Origin of the sequence: Pseudomonas sp. 18175 (assembly GCF_050432925.1) — a bacterium.
GTDB lineage: Bacteria > Pseudomonadota > Gammaproteobacteria > Pseudomonadales > Pseudomonadaceae > Aquipseudomonas.
The window spans coordinates 206,321-228,517 of sequence record NZ_JBKFTO010000009.1 but is presented as its reverse complement, the minus strand read 5'-3'; the positions used below and the strand labels follow the sequence as shown (position 1 = coordinate 228,517).

General features: G+C 62.0%; 17 protein-coding genes. 12 read left to right on the top strand and 5 right to left on the bottom strand.

The window, feature by feature from the left end; genetic code table 11:
- The first annotated feature begins 42 nt into the window (after positions 1-42).
- The 3 genes from ACLD1Y_RS15000 to dacB are packed head-to-tail and all read left to right on the top strand — an operon-like array spanning position 43 to position 5,002.
- Positions 43-2,466: a TonB-dependent siderophore receptor gene (locus ACLD1Y_RS15000; protein WP_429478675.1), complete on the top strand. Its 2,424-nt coding sequence runs from the start codon at positions 43-45 to the stop codon at positions 2,464-2,466.
- The gene (locus tag ACLD1Y_RS14995; protein WP_429478674.1) at positions 2,466-3,497 is read left to right on the top strand and encodes a YncE family protein; all 1,032 of its coding nucleotides are present in this window, start codon (positions 2,466-2,468) and stop codon (positions 3,495-3,497) included. The genes ACLD1Y_RS15000 and ACLD1Y_RS14995 overlap by 1 nt, the downstream gene beginning before the upstream one ends.
- Positions 3,498-3,550: 53 nt before the next feature.
- Positions 3,551-5,002, top strand: a complete 1,452-nt coding sequence (gene dacB, locus ACLD1Y_RS14990) for a D-alanyl-D-alanine carboxypeptidase/D-alanyl-D-alanine endopeptidase (RefSeq protein ID WP_429478673.1) — start codon at positions 3,551-3,553, stop codon at positions 5,000-5,002.
- Position 5,003: 1 nt separating this feature from the next.
- Here the strand turns inward: dacB and ACLD1Y_RS14985 are convergent, their stop codons facing one another.
- Positions 5,004-5,783 carry an IclR family transcriptional regulator gene (locus tag ACLD1Y_RS14985; RefSeq protein ID WP_429478672.1) on the bottom strand — a complete coding sequence of 260 codons (780 nt, stop codon included), beginning with the start codon at positions 5,781-5,783 and terminating at the stop codon, positions 5,004-5,006.
- Positions 5,784-5,903: 120 nt separating this feature from the next.
- Between ACLD1Y_RS14985 and hmgA the strand changes: the two genes are divergently transcribed.
- Genes hmgA through maiA form a run of 3 tightly spaced genes read left to right on the top strand, consistent with a single transcriptional unit; the run spans position 5,904 to position 9,125 of the window.
- Positions 5,904-7,187 carry a homogentisate 1,2-dioxygenase gene (gene hmgA, locus ACLD1Y_RS14980; RefSeq protein ID WP_429478671.1) on the top strand — a complete coding sequence of 428 codons (1,284 nt, stop codon included), beginning with the start codon at positions 5,904-5,906 and terminating at the stop codon, positions 7,185-7,187.
- 3 nt (positions 7,188-7,190) lie between these two features.
- Positions 7,191-8,477 (top strand): fumarylacetoacetase, encoded by a 1,287-nt coding sequence (fahA, locus tag ACLD1Y_RS14975; RefSeq protein WP_429478670.1) that lies wholly within the window; start codon positions 7,191-7,193, stop codon positions 8,475-8,477.
- A 12-nt stretch (positions 8,478-8,489) separates the two neighbouring features.
- Positions 8,490-9,125, top strand: coding sequence for a maleylacetoacetate isomerase (maiA, locus tag ACLD1Y_RS14970; RefSeq protein WP_429478669.1), 636 nt, complete (start codon positions 8,490-8,492; stop codon positions 9,123-9,125).
- 99 nt (positions 9,126-9,224) lie between these two features.
- On the opposite strand, the gene ACLD1Y_RS14965 is transcribed toward maiA, so the two are convergent.
- Positions 9,225-10,028, bottom strand: a complete 804-nt coding sequence (locus tag ACLD1Y_RS14965) for a SirB1 family protein (RefSeq protein WP_429478668.1) — start codon at positions 10,026-10,028, stop codon at positions 9,225-9,227.
- A gap of 187 nt (positions 10,029-10,215) precedes the next feature.
- On the opposite strand from ACLD1Y_RS14965, the gene ACLD1Y_RS14960 reads away from it, so the two are divergent.
- From ACLD1Y_RS14960 to ACLD1Y_RS14940, 5 genes are all read left to right on the top strand, one after another.
- The gene (locus ACLD1Y_RS14960; RefSeq protein ID WP_429478667.1) at positions 10,216-11,235 is read left to right on the top strand and encodes a Glu/Leu/Phe/Val dehydrogenase dimerization domain-containing protein; all 1,020 of its coding nucleotides are present in this window, start codon (positions 10,216-10,218) and stop codon (positions 11,233-11,235) included.
- 48 nt (positions 11,236-11,283) lie between these two features.
- The gene (locus ACLD1Y_RS14955; protein WP_429478666.1) at positions 11,284-12,291 is read left to right on the top strand and encodes a LacI family DNA-binding transcriptional regulator; all 1,008 of its coding nucleotides are present in this window, start codon (positions 11,284-11,286) and stop codon (positions 12,289-12,291) included.
- 741 nt (positions 12,292-13,032) lie between these two features.
- Positions 13,033-15,411 (top strand): membrane-bound PQQ-dependent dehydrogenase, glucose/quinate/shikimate family, encoded by a 2,379-nt coding sequence (locus ACLD1Y_RS14950; RefSeq protein WP_429478665.1) that lies wholly within the window; start codon positions 13,033-13,035, stop codon positions 15,409-15,411.
- A gap of 187 nt (positions 15,412-15,598) precedes the next feature.
- Positions 15,599-17,059 (top strand): sugar porter family MFS transporter, encoded by a 1,461-nt coding sequence (locus ACLD1Y_RS14945; protein WP_429478664.1) that lies wholly within the window; start codon positions 15,599-15,601, stop codon positions 17,057-17,059.
- A gap of 180 nt (positions 17,060-17,239) precedes the next feature.
- A complete protein-coding gene (locus ACLD1Y_RS14940) occupies positions 17,240-18,541 on the top strand; it encodes a carbohydrate porin (RefSeq protein ID WP_429478707.1) in 1,302 nt (433 codons plus the stop codon).
- A gap of 59 nt (positions 18,542-18,600) precedes the next feature.
- Here the strand turns inward: ACLD1Y_RS14940 and ACLD1Y_RS14935 are convergent, their stop codons facing one another.
- The gene (locus tag ACLD1Y_RS14935; protein WP_429478663.1) at positions 18,601-18,906 is read right to left on the bottom strand and encodes a Dabb family protein; all 306 of its coding nucleotides are present in this window, start codon (positions 18,904-18,906) and stop codon (positions 18,601-18,603) included.
- A 71-nt stretch (positions 18,907-18,977) separates the two neighbouring features.
- Positions 18,978-19,850 (bottom strand): intradiol ring-cleavage dioxygenase, encoded by an 873-nt coding sequence (locus ACLD1Y_RS14930; protein WP_429478662.1) that lies wholly within the window; start codon positions 19,848-19,850, stop codon positions 18,978-18,980.
- Between the two features lie 158 nt (positions 19,851-20,008).
- On the opposite strand from ACLD1Y_RS14930, the gene ACLD1Y_RS14925 reads away from it, so the two are divergent.
- Positions 20,009-20,923: a LysR substrate-binding domain-containing protein gene (locus tag ACLD1Y_RS14925; protein WP_429478661.1), complete on the top strand. Its 915-nt coding sequence runs from the start codon at positions 20,009-20,011 to the stop codon at positions 20,921-20,923.
- Between the two features lie 146 nt (positions 20,924-21,069).
- Here ACLD1Y_RS14925 and ACLD1Y_RS14920 read toward each other — a convergent pair whose 3' ends face one another.
- Positions 21,070-22,140 carry a maleylacetate reductase gene (locus ACLD1Y_RS14920; protein ID WP_429478660.1) on the bottom strand — a complete coding sequence of 357 codons (1,071 nt, stop codon included), beginning with the start codon at positions 22,138-22,140 and terminating at the stop codon, positions 21,070-21,072.
- Positions 22,141-22,197: the final 57 nt, after the last annotated feature.

Below are 22,197 nucleotides of genomic sequence, written 5' to 3'. Positions count from 1 at the left end.
TCAATTCGCATTAACAGCGTTTTCTACACGGGTTCTCACAGCATGAAGTCGACGGCGGGCGGTTTGGTTAAACAGTGGCTGGGAGCCTCGGTATTGGCAGTATCGGGGTTGGCGTTGCTGCCCCTTTGCGTGGCACAGGCGCAGGAGCAACAAAGCACCCAGTTCAACTTTGCCCTGGCAGCCAAACCGCTGCCCCAGGCCCTGAGCGATTTCAGCCGGGTCACCGGGATCAGCGTGATCTACACCGATGAAGCGCCCTACGGCCTCAGCGCCCCGGCGGTCAATGGCCAGATGAGCGCCACCCAGGCGTTGCAACGCCTGCTGAGCAACACCGGTTTCACCTTCCGCCAGATCGATGCCCGTACCCTGGCCCTGGAGCCCATGCCCACCGAAGGCGCGGTGAACCTCGGCGCCACCACCATCAGCGGCGCCAGCCAACAAGCCCAAGACACCACCAGCTACCAGCCGCCGCCCACCAGTTCGGTCATGCGCTCCAAGGCCCTGCTGCTGGAAACCCCGCAAACCGTCAACGTGGTGCCAGCCCAGGTGTTGCGCGACCAGAACCCACGAAACCTGGATGACGCCCTGGGCAATATCAGCGGCATCACCCAGGCCAACACCTTGGCCAGCACCCAGGACGCGGTGATGCTGCGCGGTTTTGGCGATAACCGTAACGGTTCGATCATGCAGGACGGCATGCCGGTGGTGCAGGGCCGTGCGCTGAACGCCACCGCCGAGCGCGTCGAAGTGCTCAAGGGCCCGTCGTCGCTGTTGTACGGGATTCAGGACCCGGGCGGTGTGGTGAACATCGTCAGCAAAAAGCCTGAGCTGGTGCAATCCACCGCCTTGACCGTGCGCGGCTCCACTTTCGGCGACGGCAAGAACGGCAGCGGCGGCAGCCTCGACACCACCGGCCCGATTGGTGACAGCGGCCTGGCCTATCGCCTGATCGTCGACCATGAAGACGAAGATTACTGGCGCAACTTCGGCACCCACCGCGAGACCCTGGTGGCGCCGTCCCTGGCCTGGTATGGCGACAACACCAAGTTGTTGTTTGCCTACGAGCACCGCGAGTTTCTCTCGCCGTTCGACCGTGGCACCGCCATCGACCCCAAGACCAACCACCCGTTGAACATCCCGTCCACTCGCCGATTGGATGAGCCCTTCAACAACATGGAAGGCCGCTCCGACCTGTACCGCTTCGAGGCCGACCACGACCTGAACGACGACTGGAAAGCCCACTTCGGCTACAGCTGGAACCGCGAAACCTACGACGCCAGCCAAGTGCGTGTGAGTGCGGTGAACAGCAATGGCACCCTGACCCGCAAGATGGACGGCACCAAGGGCGCGATCACCACCGATCGTTTCACTACGGCCAGCCTGGAAGGCAAGGTCAATGTGTTCGGCCTGCAAAACGACCTGGTGTTCGGTATGGACGACGAGTACCGCAAGATCTACCGCGCCGACCTGATTCGCCAGAACTCGCGCAGCACCTTCAACTACAACAACCCGGTGTACGGCAACGAAGTCGCCGGCACCACCGTCAGCGCCGCCGACAGCGCCCAGACTGACTTGCTGCGCAGCGACTCGCTGTTCTTCCAGGACGCGATCCATCTCACCGACCAGTGGATTTTTGTGGCCGGTGCGCGCTACCAGATGTACGACCAATATGCCGGCAAGGGCGTGCCATTCAAGGCCAACACCAATGGCAACGGACAGGCCTGGGTGCCGCGTGCGGGCCTGGTGTATCGCTACACCGATGAGCTGTCGTTCTATGGTAGCTACACCGAATCGTTCAAGCCCAACTCCACGATTGCGGCGTTGGCTGATGGCAGCACGTTGACCGGCGACCTGACACCGGAAGAGTCCAAATCCTGGGAACTGGGCGCCAAGTTCGATATTCCGGGGCGCATCACCGCCAGCGCCGCCTTGTTCAACATCGACAAGCGCAACGTACTGGTCTCCGTCGGTTCCGGCGCGAATACCATCTACAGCATCGCCGGCCAAGTGCGCTCCCGTGGCCTGGAACTGGACGCCACTGGCCAGTTGACCGACCAGTGGAGCCTGATCGGCAGCTACGCCTACACCGACGCCGAAGACATCAAGGACAACGACCCTACCCTGGAAGGCAACCGCCTGCAAAACGTGGCCAAGCACACCGGCTCGCTGTCGGTGGCCTTCGACTTCGGCAGCATCTTCGGTGGCGACCAACTGCGCGTGGGCACCGGCGCACGCTATGTCGGCGAACGCGCCGGCGACGCCGCCAACGACTTCACCCTGCCGGGCTACACCGTGGCGGACGCGTTTGCTACCTACAACACCAAGATCGAAGGGCAGAAGGTCAAGTTCCAACTTAACGTGAAGAACCTGTTCGACCGCACCTACTACACCTCGGCGGCCAGCCGTCTGTTTGTGTCGATTGGTGATGCGCGGCAGGTGTCGGTGTCCAGCACCCTGGAGTTCTGATGAAAAAGCTCGGTGCAATCCTGGCCCTGTTGATCAGCGCGTCTGCGCTGGCCGATGGGCCGTCGTACCACCGCGAACATCGGGTGACCTTGCCCGGTGCCGGCCACAGCTGGGGCTTTGTCGGGATTGATCCGACGCGCCCCTACCTGTTCGTGGCCCGCCGCGAAAACGGCCTGACTGTGTTTGACGTGCAGCACCAGCGCGTCGTCAAGACGGTGGGCCAGTCCGAGGGCGCCAACGGCGTGGTCTTCGTGCCGGAATTGGACCGGGTCTTTGTGCTCAATACCGACGGCAGCCTGGGCGTGGTGAAGTTATCCACACTCAAGCCGCTCAAGCGCATCGCAGTGGCGCAAAGCAACCTCAACAGCGCGGTGTATGAACCGTCCACCGGCAAGGTGATCATCGTCAGCGGGCGCCGCGCGGATCGTTCGACGCTGTTTGAGTTCGATCCCAAAAGCGAACGCATCACCGGCGCCCATGAACTGGCGGTAAAGAAAGTCGACCCGTTGTTGCTCAAGGGCGATGGCAGCTTCTTCCTGCCGATGCGCGATGAAGGCAAGGTAGCGCGTTATGCCGCCAGCAGCTTTGCCGTGCTCGATACCTGGCAATTCGCCGACTGCCCCAAGCCCAGCGCGCTGGCCCAGGATGTCGAGCGGCAGCGCCTGTTCATCGCGTGCCGAGGCGATGCGCCAGTGTTGATCGTGGCGGACCGCGAAACGGGTGAAGTGAAAGCAAAGTTGCCGATCGGGCGTGACGTCAACGCGCTGGCCTATGACGCGCCACACCGTCGGCTGCTGATTCCCAGCGGCGTGGATGCAAACCTGCAAGTGATCGATCAGCAGGACGCCGACCATTACGCCCTGGCGGTCACCGTCAGCACCTTGCCGATGGCCTACAACATGGCGTTCGATGCCGAGCGCCAGCGCGTGTATCTGCCGGCGATGGACTACGTATTGCCGGCCGCCGAGCCGAAAGCCGACCCACAGTTTCAGGCCGGCACATTCTCCATCACCACCTTGGCACTTGATTGAGCGCAGTGAATTAACCAAGCTGCACACTCTTTCAGAGTGGGAATGCCAGGGTTATGCGGTTGGGACGATGGATACACGCCGGTGCAATGGCGCTGGGTTTTGGCCTGTTGCTCGGTGGTTGCGCCTCGCCTTCAACGACGGGGACCGGGCCAACCCTTGACCAGTTACTGGCCGACCCGGCGTTGCAGGGCGCCACGGTTTCCCTGATGGTGCGTGATGCCCGCAGCGGCAACACGCTCTATCAACACAATCCGCGTACGCGGCTGGTTCCCGCCTCCAATCTGAAGCTGCTGACCACGGCAGCGGCCATGGACGTGCTGGGGCCGCACTACCGCTTTGCCACTCAACTGCTGACCAACGGCACGCAGCAAGGCGAGCGCCTGAGCGGCAACTTGTACTTGAGGGGCTTGGGCGACCCGACCCTGCAATGGGCCGACTACCAGGCCCTGGCCGCACAACTCGCCAGCAAGGGCATCCGCCAAGTGCAAGGCGACCTGGTGTTCGACGACACCTGGTTCGACGCCGAGCGGCTGGGCGTCGATTGGTCCCATGACGATGAAAGCACCTACTACGGCGCGCAAATTTCGGCGCTGACCGTGTCGCCCAATACGGATTTCGATGCGGGCACCGTGCTGGTCACGGCCAAGGCGCCTTTAGGGGGCGGCCAGCCGGTGGGTGTTGAGATCTTCCCGCCCACCGATTATCTGCAAGTGAGCAACCACGCGGCCAGTGGCCCAGGCAATAGCTATGGGATCAACCGCCGTCACGGCACTAACCTGTTGCAGCTCAGCGGCGCAGTTGCGCCGGGCAAGCAAAGCCGCCAATTGGTGAGTGTGTGGGAGCCCACCCAACTGGTGGCCAACCTGTTTGAGCAGGCGTTGGCGCAGCAGGGCATCACGGTGCTGGGGCGTCGGGTGGTGGGTGGGGCAAGCCCGGCGACGGCGAGCGTGCTGGCCGAGCACCCATCGGCGCCGTTGCAGGAACTGATCACGCCGCTGCTTAAGCTTTCGAACAACAACATGTCCGAAGCTCTGCTCAAGGCTATGGGACGCAAGACGGCCAATAGCGGCACGGCAGCGGCGGGGGTGGTGGCGGTGGCGGGTTTCATGCAGCGCCAGGGGCTGGATACGGCCACGCTGAATCAGGTCGATGGCTCGGGGTTGTCGCGCATGAACCTCGTCTCAGCGCAAACCCTCACCGACCTGATGCTGGCCGCCAACAAACAGCCGTGGTTCGATGCCTGGTACAACGCGCTGCCAATCGCCGGCAACCGCGAGCGCATGCGCGGCGGCAGCCTGCGCTATCGCCTGCGTGGCACGGCGGCGCAAGACAACCTGCATGCCAAGACCGGTTCCATGCAAGGGGTGTCGTCCTTGAGTGGCTACATCACCGACGCCCACGGGCACCGCTTGGTGTTTTCCATGATCAGCAACAATTACCTGGCCAGCGGCGCGCAGATAAAGGCACTGGAAAACCGCGTAGCGCTGGCCCTGGCAAGCTGGTGACTCAGGGCTGATAGCCCATGCGCCAACTCACGGCCCGGGTCGCCGCCAGCAAGCGCTGCGCCGCCGGGCCATCTTCATCGGCGTGGAATAGCGAGGTGGGGCCGACCACGGTCATCACCGCCGCCACCTGCCCGACGGCGTTGAACACCGGTGCCGACAGCGCATCTACCCCCGGCATCAGCAAACCATGCACAAAGTGCAGGCCACGGTTGCGGATCTGTTCGCAGGTGCTGGCGTAGGCCTGGTCGTCCACCAGGGCGTGGGCGATACCGGCCTGGATCTCACGCTCACGTAGATCCACGGTTTCCCGCGACGGCAAGTAGGCGCTGAATACCAGCCCGGTGGACGAACTGAGCAGCGGCAGTACCGAACCCAACTGCGTCACCACCGTGACTGCGCGCACCGCCGGCTCGATATGCACCACGGTGGCGCCCTGGTTGCCCCACACCGCCAGAAAACAGGTTTCATTCAATTCATCGCGCAGCTCCGCCAGGGGCAGGGCGCCGACCTTCAACACGTCCATGCTGCCCAGCGCGGCCAGGCCCACGCGCAAGGCTTCACGGCCCAGGCCGTAATGGTTGGTGGCGGTGTTTTGTTCGGCAAAACCCGAGGCGATCAGCGCCTGCAAATAGCGATGCACCTTGCTCGCGGGCATCTGCACATGTTCGGCCAGGCGCGACAGCGAAGTGGCTGGCGACAGTTCGGCCAGGGCCTTGAGGATATCGGTGCCCACTTCGGCCGAGCGGACTTTCTGTTTACCGGTGTCGCGGGGCTTTTCCATGGAGGGGCGAGAATCCGAGAGATGAATGGGCGTCTTTATAGCTTGACGGTCGAGAGTGATCAAATTACGTTATGCGTAACTGGATTACGATAAAAACAACTTCCTTATAGAGGATGATCCATGAACCTCGACTATCTTTCGGGCTTCGGCAATGAATTCGCCAGCGAAGCCCTGCCCGGCGCACTGCCCATCGGCCAGAACGCCCCGCAAAAAGCGCCCTACGGGCTGTACACCGAACTCTTCTCCGGCACCGCCTTTACCATGGCGCGCAGCGAAGCCCGGCGTACCTGGCTGTACCGCATACAACCGTCCGCCAACCACCCGGCGTTTATCAAGCTGGAGCGGCAACTAGCCGGTGGGCCGCTGGGGGCGGTGACGCCGAACCGGTTGCGCTGGAACCCGTTGGATATTCCCAATGAACCGACGGATTTTATCGATGGCCTTGTGGGTATGGTTGCCAACTCTGGGTCGGAAAAACCCTCAGGCATCAGCATCTACCATTACCGTGCCAACCGTTCGATGGAGCGCGTGTTCTTCAACGCCGATGGCGAACTGCTGATTGTCCCCGAGCAAGGCCGCCTGCGCATCGCCACCGAGTTGGGCGTGCTGGAAGTAGGGCCGCTGGAAATCGTCGTATTGCCCCGTGGCCTGAAATTTCGCATCGAATTACTGGACGCCCAGGCCCGCGGCTATGTCGCTGAAAACCACGGAGCGCCGCTGCGCCTGCCGGACCTCGGGCCTATCGGCAGCAACGGCCTGGCCAATCCGCGTGATTTCCTCACGCCGGTGGCGTACTACGAAGACCTGAAACAACCGACAACCCTGGTGCAAAAATTCCTCGGTGAACTCTGGGCCTGTGAACTCGACCATTCGCCGCTCAACGTGGTGGCCTGGCACGGCAACAACGTGCCGTACAAATACGACCTGCGCCGCTTCAACACCATCGGCACTGTGAGTTTTGATCACCCGGACCCGTCGATCTTCACCGTCTTGACCTCGCCCACCAGCGTGCACGGCCTGGCCAACCTCGACTTCGTGATCTTCCCGCCGCGCTGGATGGTGGCCGAGAACACCTTCCGTCCGCCGTGGTTCCACCGCAATTTGATGAACGAATACATGGGCCTGATCCAGGGCGCCTACGACGCCAAGGCCGAAGGCTTCCTGCCCGGCGGCGCGTCGCTGCACAGTTGCATGAGCGCCCACGGCCCGGACGGTGAGACCTGCACCAAGGCCATCAACGCGCAGCTTGAGCCCCACAAGATCGATAACACCATGGCCTTTATGTTCGAGACCAGCCAAGTGCTGCGTCCCACACAGTTCGCCCTGGACTGCCCGCAACTGCAACCTGCCTACGACGCGTGCTGGGCCTCGCTGCCCGTCACCTTCAACCCGAATCGGAGATAACCCATGACTCAGTCCACAACCCCCCGCAGCTGGGTGACCTCCGCCAACGGTCATACCGACTTCCCCCTGCAAAACCTGCCACTGGGGGTGTTCAGCATCAACGGCTCGGCCCCGCGCAGCGGCGTGGCGATTGGCGATTCGATCCTCGACCTGCACGCGGCCATCGACGCGTTTGAAGGCGAGGCGCGACGGGCTGTCGAAGCCACTGCCGGTGGCCAGTTGAACGCGTTTTTTGAACTGGGCCGTGGCCCGCGTGTGGCCCTGCGTGAGCGCCTGCTGGCGTTGTTGGCCGAAGGCAGCCCGCTGCAAACCCGTGAGGCCCAAGTGCTGCACCGCGCCGCCGATTGCCAGATGCACGTCCCGGCGCGCATCAACGACTACACCGACTTCTACGTCGGCATCGAACACGCGCAGAACGTTGGCAAATTGTTCCGCCCCGACAACCCGTTGCTGCCCAACTACAAATACGTGCCCATCGGTTACCACGGCCGCGCCTCGACCATTCGTGCTTCGGGGGCTGACGTGCGCCGTCCCAAAGGCCAGACCTTGCCGGCTGGCGCCACCGAGCCGACGTTCGGCCCTTGTGCCCGCCTGGACTACGAACTTGAGCTGGGCATCTGGATCGGCCAGGGCAACGCCATGGGCGACTCCATTGCGATTGGCGACGCTGCCGACCATATCGCCGGTTTCTGTTTGCTCAACGATTGGTCGGCGCGAGATATCCAAGCCTGGGAATACCAGCCGCTGGGGCCGTTCCTGTCGAAGAGCTTTATCACCACGATCTCACCGTGGGTCGTCACTGCCGAAGCCCTGGAACCGTTTCGCAAAGCCCAACCGGCACGCCCCGAAGGCGATCCACAACCGCTGCCGTACCTGCTGGATAAACGCGACCAGGCCGCCGGTGCCCTGGATATCGAACTGGAAGTGCTGTTGACCACCGCCGCCATGCGCGAGCAGAACCTGCCGGCCCATCGCCTGGCCCTGAGCAACAGCCTGCACATGTACTGGACCGTCGCGCAATTGGTGGCGCACCACAGCGTCAACGGTTGCCAGTTGCAGGCCGGTGACCTGTTTGGTTCGGGTACCTTGTCCGGGCCGGCGGCGGGGCAGTTCGGTAGCTTGTTGGAAATGACCGAGGGCGGCAAGAAGGTGATCGAGTTGCCGTCCGGCGAAGTGCGTAAGTTCCTGGAAGACGGTGATGAAATCATCCTGCGTGCCCGCTGCCACCGTGAAGGCTTTGCGCCCATCGGTTTTGGTGAGTGCCGTGGCACCGTGGTCACTGCGCTTTAAGAGGGCTGGGTGATGGAACTCTATACTTACTACCGTTCTACTTCGTCGTACCGGGTGCGGATTGCGCTGGCGCTCAAGGGCCTGGATTTTACCGCGGTGCCGGTCAACCTGCTGGTGCCGGCGGGTGGCGCCAATCGCCAGCCCGAGTACTTGGCGATCAACCCGCAGGGCCGTGTGCCGGCCCTGCGTGCCGATGATGGCGAGCTGTTGATCCAGTCGCCGGCGATCATCGAGTACCTGGACGAACGTTATCCACAGGCGCCATTGCTCTCCAAAGATTTGGCCACCCGCGCCCATGAGCGTGCGGTGGCATCGATCATCGCTTGCGATATCCACCCGCTGCACAATTCCAGCACCCAGAACCTGCTGCGCCAGTGGGGGCACGATGAGGCGCAGGTGCTGGAATGGATCGGCCATTGGATCAGCCAGGGCTTGGGGGCTGTGGAGCAGTTGATTGGTGATCAGGGCTTTTGCTTTGGCCCGCAGCCGGGCATGGCGGACGCGTTTCTGATTCCCCAGCTGTATGCCGCCGAGCGCTTCAAGGTGCCGTTGACGGCGTGCCCGCGTATCGGCCGAGTGGCGGCGTTGGCGGCGCAGCATCCGGCGTTTATCCAGGCCCATCCCGCCAACCAACCGGATACCCTGTAGGAGCGAGCTTGCTCGCGAAAAACGTTAACGATAACGCGGGCTGCCTGAATGCACGCGGCGCTCTCGGGTTTTTCGCGAGCAAGCTCGCTCCTACAGGGGTCAGTGCACGACTGAATTGGGGGGCAGGTGGCCTAAGCGCTCGGTCAGGCGCAGGCGTTGGATCGGGTCTTCGCTGAGCAACAACGCGTGTTCCAGGTCGAAGCGCTCGGCATTGGGGCAATCCAGGCGCTGGTACAGGCTGGCTCGCGCCAGGTAGTCGGCGGCGCTGGCGTTGCCCAGTTCCAGCACGCGTTCGGCGTCGACCAGGGCTTCGAGCGGGGCGTCATTGGACAGGTGCAGCTGGCGCAGGTTGCGTGACAGGCGTTGCAGGATCGAGCGTGGGTCGGCGGTGTGCAGGTGCTCGGCCTGCAACTTGAGGTTGGGGCCGTATTGGCGGTGCAGCAGCTCTCGGCAATCGTTGGGGTAGAGGCGCCGGCCACCGCACGGGTCCAGAAGATGGTCGGCGCCGGGTACCCGCAGCAGGAAGTGTCCCGGAAAGTTCACGCCGACCATTGGGATATGCAGGCGCCGCGCCAGTTCCAGGGCGATCAGGCCCATGGCCAGGGGTTGCCCGCGTTTGCGTTGCAACACCTTGTCCAGCAGGGCAGCGGCGGGGCGCAGGGGGGTGAAGTCATCCTGGGCGAACCCCAGGTCATTCAGGCAGCGCAGTAACGGTTGGCCCAGCTCATCCGCCGGCAACAGCGGCAGGCCCCGCCCGACCGTTTGTTGCAGCAAGGTCAGCTCCTGCAGGATTACCAATGGTTGCACCGCCGCATCGTGCTCGGCAGCAATCCACAGCGCCGCTTCAAACAGCGCAGGGGGGGAACGGTCCAGGCAGGCGAAAAAGGCTTTGCGGGGATTCATTGCATTCTCCGGCGGATGCCTCCGTTTTAGCCTTGCTGGGAATTTTCGTCCAGTGGCTTGGGAAATATCCCCTGTACTTATGTCTCAAGGCCCACAAAAGTCCGCGGCTTATTCCAGCGTGTTCCGGCACTTTTCTACCGCAAGCCTATACTTGGCCCACTACCAGAAGTGATTCGGGAGCTTGACGATGTTTGCTCTCATGCACAGCACCCGCCTTGAATCGCTGCACCTGAGCGTCGACCCGGTCACCGGGCTGAAGGCGGTCATCGCCATCCATAACAGCCGCCTCGGGCCTGCCCTTGGCGGCTGCCGCTATCTCTCTTACCCCGACGATGAAAGTGCCGTGGTGGATGCCGCGCGCATGGCTCAGGGCATGAGCTACAAGGCGGCCTTGGCTGGCTTGCCGGTGGGCGGTGGCACCGCGGTGATCCTGCGTCCGGCGCATGTCGAAAGCCGCGCCTCCCTGTTTGAAGCCTTTGGTCGCTGCATTGAAAAACTCGACGGCCGCTTCATCACCGCGATCGACAGCGGCACCTCGGTGGCCGACATGGATTGCATCGCCCAACAGACCCGTTTCGTCACCAGTACCTCGGCGGCTGGCGACCCCTCGTCCCACACTGCCATGGGCGTATTCGCGGGCATTCGTACCACCGCCATGGCCCGTCTGGGCAGCGATAACCTTGAGGGCTTGCGCGTGGCGGTCCAGGGCCTGGGCAATGTCGGTTTTGCCCTGGCTGAGCAACTGCACGCAGCTGGGGCGGAATTGCTGGTGAGCGACATCGACCACGGCAAGGTGCAATTGGCCATGGAGCAACTGGGTGCGCATCCCATCGCCAACGACGCCTTGCTCAGCACCCCCTGTGACATCCTCGCCCCGTGTGGCCTGGGTGCGGTGTTCAATCGCCAGAGCGTCGGCCAATTGCGTTGTGCGGCGGTGGCGGGGTCGGCCAGCACACAGCTGACCAACCTGGACATCGCCGACCAACTGGAAGGGCGCGGCATCCTCTACGCCCCTGACTATGTGATCAACGCCGGCGGCTTGATCTATGTGGCCCTCAAGCACAATGGCGCAGACCTGCCGGACATCACCGCCCACCTGTCAAATATCGGCACCCGCCTCACCGAAATCTTCGCCCACGCCCAGGCTGAGAAACGCAGCCCTGCGCGGGTGGCGGACGAATTGGCCGAACGCCTGCTGTACCGTTGAAGGGTTTCACCTACAATTGCCGCCGATCCCCTCCAGGCACTTGTTGTTATGACCAAGCCGTTCACTACCCTTGATGACGTCGCGAAAGCGGCTGGTATGTCGCGCGCCCAGGTGTCGCGAGCCCTGCGCGGCGACCCTGGGGTACGTGAAGAAACCCGTGAGCGCATCCGTGGGATCGCCGCCCAACTGGAATACCGACCGAACCTGGCCGCACGCAGCCTGGTGTTTGCGCAGTCGTCCATCGTCGGGCTGGTGCTGGGCGACCCGAATAACTCCTTTCATATCCAACTGGCCCAGGCGGTTGACCGTGAGCTGATCAAGGCGGGGTTTGACCCAGTCACTTCGTTGCGTCCGGTGGAGCAGGGCTGCGAGCTGCAAGACATCGAGCGCTTGCTGAGGCTGCGCCCGGCCGGGGTGATCATGATCGGCACGCCGCACACCGCGCGCACTATCAGCGAAATCGCCGACAAGTTGCCCTGTGTGTACATCGGCAGCAAGCGTATTCCGCATCCGCGTGTGACCACCGTGGCGGTGGACGATGAGTCGGGTATCCGCCAGGCCATGGCGCACCTGATCGGCCTGGGGCACCGTGCGATTGCGCATCTGGGCGGTGGGCGCGAGGCCTCGGCGCGTGAGCGGGCGAAGACCTACTTTACGGTGATGCAGGAGGCGCAACTGGAGCCGCTGTTTGTAGAAGGCTCCCACGACGCGACCTTCGGCCGGCGGGGCGTGGATGTGCTGTTTGAGGGGGCGCGCAAACCCACGGCGATCCTGGCGTCGAATGACTTTATCGCGCTGGGGGTGCTGGACCGGCTCAAGGGCATGGGGTTGTCGGTGCCGGGCGATGTGTCGGTGGTGGGGTTTGATGACATCCCCAGTGCGGCGAATGAGCTGTTTTCGTTATCTACCCTGAAACAGGACACCGTTGAGCAGGCGCGAGTGGCGGTCAGTGCACTCAAGGTGCTGCTGGCCGGGGTCAACAAGCCATCCCGCCGGCTGTTGATGCCGGTGGAGTTGATTGTACGGCGTTCTACTGCGGCTCCCTCGCAGCCTTAGCCGAACACCGGCCCAATGTGGGAGCGGGCTTGCTCGCGAAGACGGCCTGTCAGGCGGCTGAGTTTTATTAGGTGTACATCGCCCTAATGTGGGAGCTGGCTTGCCTGCGATGGCATTTTTTCGGTGTACATATCCATTATTAGGGTAACGGCGGCTATTGGTTTCGCCCTTACGGCGAGTCACTTTGGAAAAAGCCCCAAAGTAACCAAAGGGCTCTTGCCCCACCACTCGGCACCTCGCCTAGGCTCGGTGTGCCCTCACTCCGGCTTGAATCCGTGGGCCGCCGTCATGGGCCATCCTTGGCCCAGGACGGCTAACCCGGCGTCCTGCCGGGTTACCCACGGATTCAAGCCTGCGTTCGGCCAGCGTGGTTTAACGGGGCGCCTAAGATCAAAAGCCAAATCAAAAGCCAAAGCTACGGCCAGAGCTTCGGGGTTGGTCAGGTCCAATCGTTGTGTAGATACCTATGGCAATCGGGAGCACGTCCCCACATTGAAATCGCAATCCATGTCCTAAAGGTGTGGCCGATTGCCGCACTTTAAATTGACGTGATTCTCATCCGTCCTTACCATTGCGCGCCCTCGTCAAATACGCACGCAAGCGTCTAGATCAAGGCCCTAAGCGATGTAAGGGCTTTTTTTTGACTCAATAAGAGAGCGCTCTCTTTTGTTTTGTGAGAGCGCTCTCTTATTGAGTCGGGAAAACCCGGCCGTTGCTTCACTTAACTCAACGGGATGAAAAATGAGAATACTGACACTCCTGATCGGGGCCGTACTGGCGTTGATCGGCATGGCTGTGGCCGGGTTGGGCGTAAAGCTCGCCTGGTTGGGGGGCAGCCTTTACTACGTGGTGGCTGGCGCGTTGATGGTTGCCAGTGGCGTGTGCCTGATGCGCCGCAAAATTGCCGCTACCTGGTTGGCCTTGGCGCTGTTGGCCTTCACCCTGGTGTGGTCGCTGTGGGAAGTGGGTTTTGACTTCTGGCAGTTGGTGCCGCGCCTGATGACGTTTATCGTCATCGCGCTGGTGTTGACCCTGTTGGCGCCGGCGCTGCAAGGCAACCGCCGCCTGCTCGGCGCTGCACCTCGTGCGGTGGTGTGCCTGGTGTTGGTGGCGAGCATTGCCGGCATCGGCTACGGCATGTTCCAACCGCACCCGACCGTGGTGGCCGAAGCTGGCGCCAGTGCCAAGGTGATCGCGCCCCAGGCCGGCCAGGCCGATGGCAATGACTGGACCGCGTATGGGCGTAACACCCACGGCGAGCGTTTTGCCCAGTTCGACCAGATCAACAAGACCAACGTCAAAGACCTGCAAGTGGCGTGGACTTTCCACACCGGCGACATGGCCATCAACGGCGCCGAGTATCAAGGCACGCCGCTGAAAGTCGATGACACCGTCTACCTGTGTTCGCCGCTGAACAACGTCTTCGCACTGGACCCGATCACGGGCGTGCAGAAGTGGAAGTTCGACGCGCACATCAAGGAAACCCCGGCCAACGCCGGCTGGAAACGCTGCCGTGGCCTCGGCTATTTCGACGCCGATAAAGCCACTGCCAGTGCAGCACCGGCAGCACCGGTAGCGGGCGGCGAATGCCGTCAGCGCATCGTTACCACCACCGTCGATGCACGCCTGCTGGAGCTGGACGCCAAGACCGGCCAGCTCTGCGAGTCCTTCGGTGACAAAGGCGTAGTCGACCTGCTCAAAGGCATCGGCCCGAACACCGACGGTTCCTACTACCTCACCTCCGCGCCCCTGGTGGCCGGTGATGTGATCGTGGTCGGCGGCAAGATCAACGACAACCTCAAGACCGACGAGCCGTCCGGCGTGACCCGTGGCTTCGACGTGCGCACCGGCGAGCTGCTGTGGGCCTGGGATGCGCGTAACCCCAAGCGTGGCGTGCCGCTGCCGGAAGGCGAGCTGTACCCGAAAGAGTCGCCGAACTTCTGGGGCACTGCTGCCTTTGATGAAAAACTCGGCCTGGTCTACATCCCAACCGGCAACCAGACCCCAGACTTCTGGAACGGTGATCGCCACGCAGGTTCGGACGAGTACAACGACTCCATCGTCGCCATCGACGTCAAAACCGGCGTAGACGCCTGGCACTTCCGTACCGCCAACAACGACATGTTCGACTACGACGTGTCGGCCCAACCGATCCTGTACGACCTGCCAAACAAAGAAGGCGGCACCACGCCGGTTATCATCGCCATGACCAAGCGCGGCCAGATCTTCGTGCTCGACCGTCGCGACGGCAAGCCGGTGTTCCCGGTTGAACAACGCAAGGTCGCCACCGATGGCGTGCCGGGCATGCGTATTTCGCCGACCCAGCCGTACTCGCAATTGTCTGTTGGCGCTGAAAAACTCAAAGAGTCGGACATGTGGGGCGCAACGGTCTTCGACCAGTTGATGTGCCGCATCGACTTCAAGGAAATGCGTTGGGAAGGTGAATTCACCCCCATCGTCGAAGGCCAGCGCACGCTGATCTACCCAGGCTACTACGGTGGTATCAACTGGGGTGGCGGCGCGATTGACGCGTCCACCGGCACGCTGATCGTCAATGACATCCGCATGGCGCAGTGGGGCATGTTCATCAAGCGTGAAAAGGCCAAGGAAATCGGTCTCAAGCCAAGCACCGAAGGCGAGTACTCCGAGCAACTGGGTACGCCATGGGGCGTTGAGCGCTCGATGTTCGTGTCGCCACTGGGCGTTCCGTGCTTCAAGCCGCCATTCGGCACCATGACCGCCATCGACCTGAACACCGGCAAGACCAAGTGGCAAGTGCCGATGGGCAGCATCCAGGACGCACCGGTACACGGTATCGTCCCGGGTGTGAACATGCCGCTGGGCATGCCGACCATGGGTGGCCCACTGGTGACCGGTGGCGGCCTGACGTTCTTCCACGGCACTTTGGATTACTACATCCGTGCCCTGGACAACGACAGCGGCAAAGAGCTGTGGCGCGGTCGCCTGCCGGTGGGCGGGCAGGGCGCGCCGATGTCCTACGTTGGTCGTGATGGCAAGCAGTACGTGGTTATCACCGTGGGTGGTGCAACCCGCACCAACACCAACGACAACCGCGGTGACTACGTCATCGCGTACGCATTGCCCGACGCGGCAAAATAATGCGTCAGGCCGCTCTCCTGTCCCTTGGAGAGCGGCCTGTTGAGGCGGCGTCGCGTCTGCGGCGCCCGTCTTCAGAATTTCAGTCAGCGAAAAACACAATTCCCCTCAGCAGGTTTTTCTTTCATCAGAGTGCGGATAGCCTCTGCCTACCGATTACACAAATAACTCTAAGAAAAAGGTAGATGTCATGCAGCATGGTGATCTAGCCACGCCTCGTTCCCAGGCCAAGATTCTTTGGCGCGTAGCGGCGATCGCTACGATGGGCTCCCTCGCGTTCGGATATGACACGGGTGTCATCTCTGGAGCGCTTCCGTTCATGTCGCTTCCCGCCACCCAGGGCGGTCTTGGATTAAGCCCCGTGACCGAAGGTGCGGTGGCCTCCTCACTGATTTTTGGCGGCGCCTTTGGCGCTTTTTTCGTTGGACAATTGTCGGACCGCTACGGCCGGCTGGTGATGCTCAAATTGCTGGCGCTGCTGTTCGCGGCCGGCGCCATCGGCAGTGCATTGGCGCCCAACCTCTGGGCGATGATCATGATCCGCTTCGCCTTAGGCTTTGCCGTTGGCGGCGCTTCGTCCATCGTGCCGGTGTTTATCGCTGAACTTGCCGGGCCCAAACACCGTGGGCGGCTGGTGTGTCAAAGCGAGCTGATGATCGTCTCCGGGCAATGCCTGGCCTACGTCGCCAGTGCCTTGCTGGCGCATCTGTTCGACAGCCCGATTGTGTGGCGCTACATGCTCGCCATCGCGTTGATCCCGGCGGCGCTGCTGTATATCGGCGTGAACTTTGTGCCCACCTCGCCGCGCTGGCTGGTGGCCAAGGGGCGTGTGGATGAAGCCCGCGACATCCTCGTGGGCCTGCGTGACACGCGCAAGGAAGCCGAGCAGGAAGTGCGCGAGATCGTCGAGCAGTGCTCCTATGAAAAGACCCACACCGGCATGTTCAGCAAGTTGAACGAGCCATGGTTGATCAAGCTGCTGCTGGTGGGCGTGGGCTTGGGGTTCATGATCCAGGCCACGGGCGTCAACGCCTTCATGTACTACACGCCGATAATCCTCAAATCCACCGGTATGGGCACCAACGCGGCGCTGGTGGCGACCATGGGTAATGGCCTCATTTCGGTGATTGCCTGCCTGATCGGCATGTGGGCGATCAACCGCATGGGCCGTCGCCCGATGCTGCTGATGGGCCTGGTGATGGTGGTGTTCGCGCAGCTCTTCCTGGGCGCGGTGATCAACTTTATGCCCAACTCGCTGCTGCAAAGCTACTTGGCGCTGTCGGGCATCCTGGTGTTCCTGTTCTTCATGCAGATGTGCATTGGCCCGGTGTATTGGGTGTTGATGTCGGAGATCTTCCCGACCCATTCCCGTGGCTTGATGAACGGTATTGCGGTGGGGCTGTTCTGGGTGTTCAACGCGATTGTGGCGTTTGTGTTCCCGATTGCGCTTAGCGCGTTCGGCGGCATGACCTTCTTCCTGTTTGCCATCGTTAACATCGGTTCCATCGTGTTCTGCGCACGTTGCATTCCGGAAACCCAAGGCCTGTCTTTGGAAGAAATCGAGAAGCTGATGGAGCGCCGCTTCAAAGGCCAACCTGCACTCGACGCGCAGCCCTGCGCGAAGAAAGTCTCGGCCAGCACCGGCTGGTAATCACCCGCGGCCACGCCCTGCCTGGGGCGGGCCGCACCCCAACCTTTCCTACTAAATCCCGTAGTGCCTACGGGGCTTGATGTTGTGTGTCCGTTGCATAAAAAAACAATAAAGGGGCTTTAAATGCTGAAATTCACACTGCGCGCAGTAAACCCACGCCTGGTCGCCAAACTCACCGTCATGGGGGCGCTTGGCTCGCTGGCCGGGCAGGCCATGGCCGAGGCTCCGTTCGATTCCTCACGCTACCTGCTGGGGGACTGGGGCGGCGAACGCGCCAAGCTGTATGACAAGGGCGTGGACCTGACCCTGGAATACGTGGGCGAGGCGGCCGGCAACCTGCACGGTGGCTACAACCACGACCGCACGGCGCGCTACACCGACCAGGTGGCGCTGGGCACCACCATCGACCTGAACAAGCTCTCGGGCTGGGAAGGCGCCAAGTTCCAACTGATGATCACCGAGCGCAGCGGCCGCAACCTGGCCAATGACCGCATCAGCGACCCGCGTGCGGGCATGCTCAGTTCTACCCAGGAAGTGTATGGCCGCGGCCAGACCTGGCGCCTGACCGAGATGTGGGTGAGCCAGGACTTCCTCAACACCGACCTCAACGTCAAAGTCGGCCGCTTTGGCGAAGGCGCCGATTTCAACACCTTCCCCTGCGACTTCCAGAACAACGCCTTCTGCGGCGCCCAAGCGGCGAACTGGGCCGGTTCCGTCTGGTACAACTGGCCGGTGAGTCAATGGGCGGTGCGGGTCAAATACAACCTGACCCCTGAGGTGTATGCGCAGATCGGTGCGTTTGAAGTGAACCCGTCCAACCTGGAAGTGGGCAATGGCTTCAAGCTCAGCGGCAGCGGCACCCAGGGTGCGTTGATTCCGGTGGAGCTGGTGTGGTCGCCCAAGGTCAATGGCCTGCCGGGCGAATACCGCGCCGGTTACTACTACAGTTCGGCCAAGGCTGACGATGTGTACGAGGGAGCCGATGGCCAGGCCCAGCCGTTGTCCGGTGGCAGCTTCAAGAGCCATGGCAGCAAGCACGGCGCGTGGGTGGTGGCGCAGCAGCAGTTGACCTCGCGGGACGGCTCCAGCGAGCGCGGCCTGAGCGTGTTTTTCAACGCCACCGTGCATGACAAGGCCACCAACCTGGTGGACAAATTCGTGCAGGCTGGGCTGGTCTACAAAGGGCCGTTCGATGCGCGTCCCAATGATGCCTTTGGTGTCGGTATCGCCCGCATTCACGTCAACGAAGACGTGGCGCGCTACGCTCGCCTGAGTAACGAGCTGTCGGGGATTGAGGACTACGACAACCCGTCCTACCTGCCGGTACGTCGCAGCGAATACGATGCAGAGCTTTACTATGGCTTTGCCGTGACGCCGGCGGTGACGCTGCGTCCCAACCTGCAATTCATCAAGGCCCCGGGTGGGGTCGAGCAGGTGGACAACGCGCTGGTGGCAGGTTTGAAAATGCTGGTGCGTTTCTGATCTGAAGCGTGCTGCACAAGATGCCCAACCTAAGTGTTGGGCATTTTTTTGCCTGGGTTTCAGCTGACGTAATCGACCTGGTAGCGGTCGGTGCGCAGGTTGCCCAGGGCTTCACGCACGCGCAGGTGGGCGGGGTGGCTGGCGTAGGCTTGCAGGGCCTGCAGCGATTCGAATTCAGAGAACAGCACCACGTCGCAGGCGTAGTCGATCTGGCTGATGTCCACGCCGATCTCAAGCTGCATCAAGCCAGGAATCTGATCGCGGATACCTTCGAACGCGCTTTTGACTTTATGGATGTTTGCGCTGCGTTCCTGTTCGTTGTCACCACGTAGATTCCACATGACGATGTGTTTGACCGATTGCATGGGTAGCTCCAGAAGGGCGTAAGGCATAGACCCGCCGTCGACTGACGGCAGGTGGCATGGGCGTGGTGGAATCAGCGGCTGACGGGGTTGAGGACGAAGTCGAAGTCCAGGGTGAAGAAGTACGTGGGGCACGGCAGGCCGTAGGGGTCGAGGCCCGCCGGGTGTTCAACCCAATCGGCGATCAGCGATGAGCGAACGCCAAATACCGCGTCGCTGTCCAGGTATTCGCCGCCTTCGCGAAACACGTGGGTGACCAGGCGTTCGTGGTCTGGGGAAATGATCATGAAATGCAGGTGCGCCGGGCGCCACGGGTGGCGGTTCATGGCTTGCAGCATTTTGCCCACCGGGCCGTCGTGGGGGATCGGGTAGCACTCCGGCACGATGGTCTTGAAGTGATAGAACCCTTCGCTGTCGGCTTGCAGGATGGCGCGGGCCTGGTAGTCGTGGGGGTCGAGGCCGGGCTTTTGCACGTCGTAGAAACCGGCGTCATCGGCCTGCCAGACCTCCAGGATCGCATTGGGCACCGGAGCGCCGCTGATGTCGCGTACCTGGCCCTTGATGTACCACGGCACGCCTGGGAGCCCGCAGCTGATGTCCTGGCCCAGGTCGTAGCGTGGGGCGCCCTGGACGTGGAACGGGCCGAATACCGTGGCTTCGGTGCAGCCTTCGGGTTTTTTGTGATTCTGTGCAGTCACCAGGGTCGAGAGGCCCAAGGTGTCGGACAGCAGGATAAATTCCTGGCGCGTCGGCGTGCAGATCTGGCCGACGGCGGTAAGAAACTCGATGCCTTTTTCCCACTCCTGTTCGGTCAGTTGCGTCTCGCGCGCGAACGCGTGCAGGTGCTGGACCAGGCTGGTCATGATCTGTTGCAGGCGTTCATCCGAGGTATTGGCGTTGCGGGCCAATACCGCTTGGGTAATGGTGTGTTCGTCGAGATTTCGCATAAATGTCCCTAGGTGCATTTCTTGTTTTGTGTCGCCACGGCGAGGTCAACGCAGACCGTTCCCGATCAGGTGCAACTACGCTAAAGTGCGCGGCCATGGAATAAAACACTGAAGGTGAAATTCTTTATTTCACTGGTGAAAAAATAAGAAGGTGGCTAGTGGATCGCTTCACTGAACTTGAGCTGTTTGTTCACACGGCCGAGCTGGGTACGTTGAGTAAAGCCGCCGAGAAACTGGACATTTCCAACGCTGCCGCGAGCCGGCATCTTGCCGCGCTGGAGAGCCGCCTGAAAGTGCGCTTGGTGGAGCGCAACACTCGCCGCCTGGCCTTGACCAACGCCGGCCACGACTTCTATGCCCGCTGCAAAAACCTGCTGGCGGAAATGGCCGAAGCCGAGGCTTCGGTGAACGCCGCGCTGGTGGAGCCCACTGGCACCCTGACCGTCACGGCGACCATCTCGTTTTCCATGTTGCACCTTGCGCCGCTGGTGCCCAAGTTCCAAAAGCTGTACCCCGGCATCAAGGTCAAGTTGCTCGGCGCCAACCGCTATTACGACATCATGGACAGCGACATCGACCTGGCGGTGCGCACCCGTGAATTCGAAGCGGATTCAAGCATCACCATTCGTCGCCTGGCCGAGACCCGTCGCGTGCTCGCCGCGTCGCCTGCCTACCTGGCCAAGCGCGGCCACCCCAAGACTGTGAGCGACCTCGAAGGCCATGACGTGCTGATCTACAGCCACGCCAACCATCCCAATGTGATGGCGTTCACCAAGGGCGATGAGAAGCTCAGTGTGAAAATCCAGCCGTCGCTGGAGTCCAACGACGGGCAGATCGTGCGCGCCGCCGCCCTGGCCGGTGCAGGCATCCTGGTGCAGCCCAAGTACATCATCTACGACGACCTGGTGGCGGGGCGTTTGGTGCCGGTGCTGGATGACTGGCATTTGCCGAGGCTGACCATCAACCTGGCGTTTCAGGATCGACGCTACATGCCGGCCAAGACGCGACTGTTCATCGACTTCTTGCTCGATCATTTCAAGCGCGAAGAATATGAGCGCTATTGGACCCGCTGAGTGAGATCTACAGAGCACCGCAGGCCCAATGTGGGAGCGGGCTTGCTCGCGAATGCAGTGGGTCAGTCGACATCTATATTGACTGTTTCACCGCATTCGCGAGCAAGCCCGCTCCCACATTTTTCGATCTGTGTTGTGCTCAGGATTTACGCCGGGCGATTGCCCTCGTAGGCATCCTGCAGCAGTTGGCGGATCGCCGTGCGCTCAATCGGGCGCGGGTTCCAGTAGGGATTGGTCAGCGCAATGTCCGTGGCGCGATCCAGGTCAGCTTCGGTAACCCCCAACGACTTCAACGTCAACGGTGCCCCCAGCGATTTTGCCAGGTCGTACAGCGCTTGCCCGGCTGAATCCGCCTGGCCACCCAGCGCACGCACGATGCGGCTGGCCGCTTCTGGCGCAGCCTTGGCGTTGTAGGCAATGGCGTGGGGCAGCACGATGGTGTGGGTCGCGGCGTGGGGCAGGTTGAACGTGCCGCCGAGGGTGTGGCACAGCTTGTGGTGCAGGGCCATGCCGACATTGCCCAGCACGGTGCTGCACAGCCACGCGCCGTACAGGCAGTCGGAACGTGCATCCAGATCCTGCGGCGCCTTGACGATGCGCCCCAAGCCCTCGGCCATGGCGCGAATGCCTTCTTCGGCCAAAAGGCCCATTACCGGGTTACCGTCCTGGGCGTACAGGCCTTCGGCGGCGTGGGCGATGGCGTTCATGCCGCTGGTCACCGACATATCCACAGGCAACGTGGCGGACAGTTCCGGGTCGTAGATCACGGTCTTGGGCAGTACGCGAAAGTCTTTGCCGGTTTTCTTGATGCCGTTTTCAGTCAGGCCGTACACCGGGGTCATTTCCGAACCCGCATAGGTTGTGGGGATGGCCAGAATCGGCAGCCCCGAATCCAGCGCAATTGCCTTGCCCAAGCCAGTGGTGGAGCCACCGCCAATCGCCACCGCGCAATCGGCGCCGAGTTTGCGCGCCACTTCGCGGGCTTCGCGGGCGGTTTCGATAGGGACGTGCATCACGGCTTTGTCGAATACGCCAGCCGCGCGGGCGCCGAGCATTTCGGCGATGGCTTCGGCCTGGTCGCGTTGTTCCGGGGTGCACAGCACCAGTGCGCGGCGCGAGCCCAGATGGTCGATCTCGGCTTCCAGTTGTTGCAGGGAGCCTTTACCAAAAATGACGCGGGCAGGGAGTCCGGTGTAGGTGAAGTTTGCAGTGGCCACGGAGCAGTTCCTGTTCTTGTTGAAAGCGGACTGCACGGGCACGCAGGGCCGTGCAGC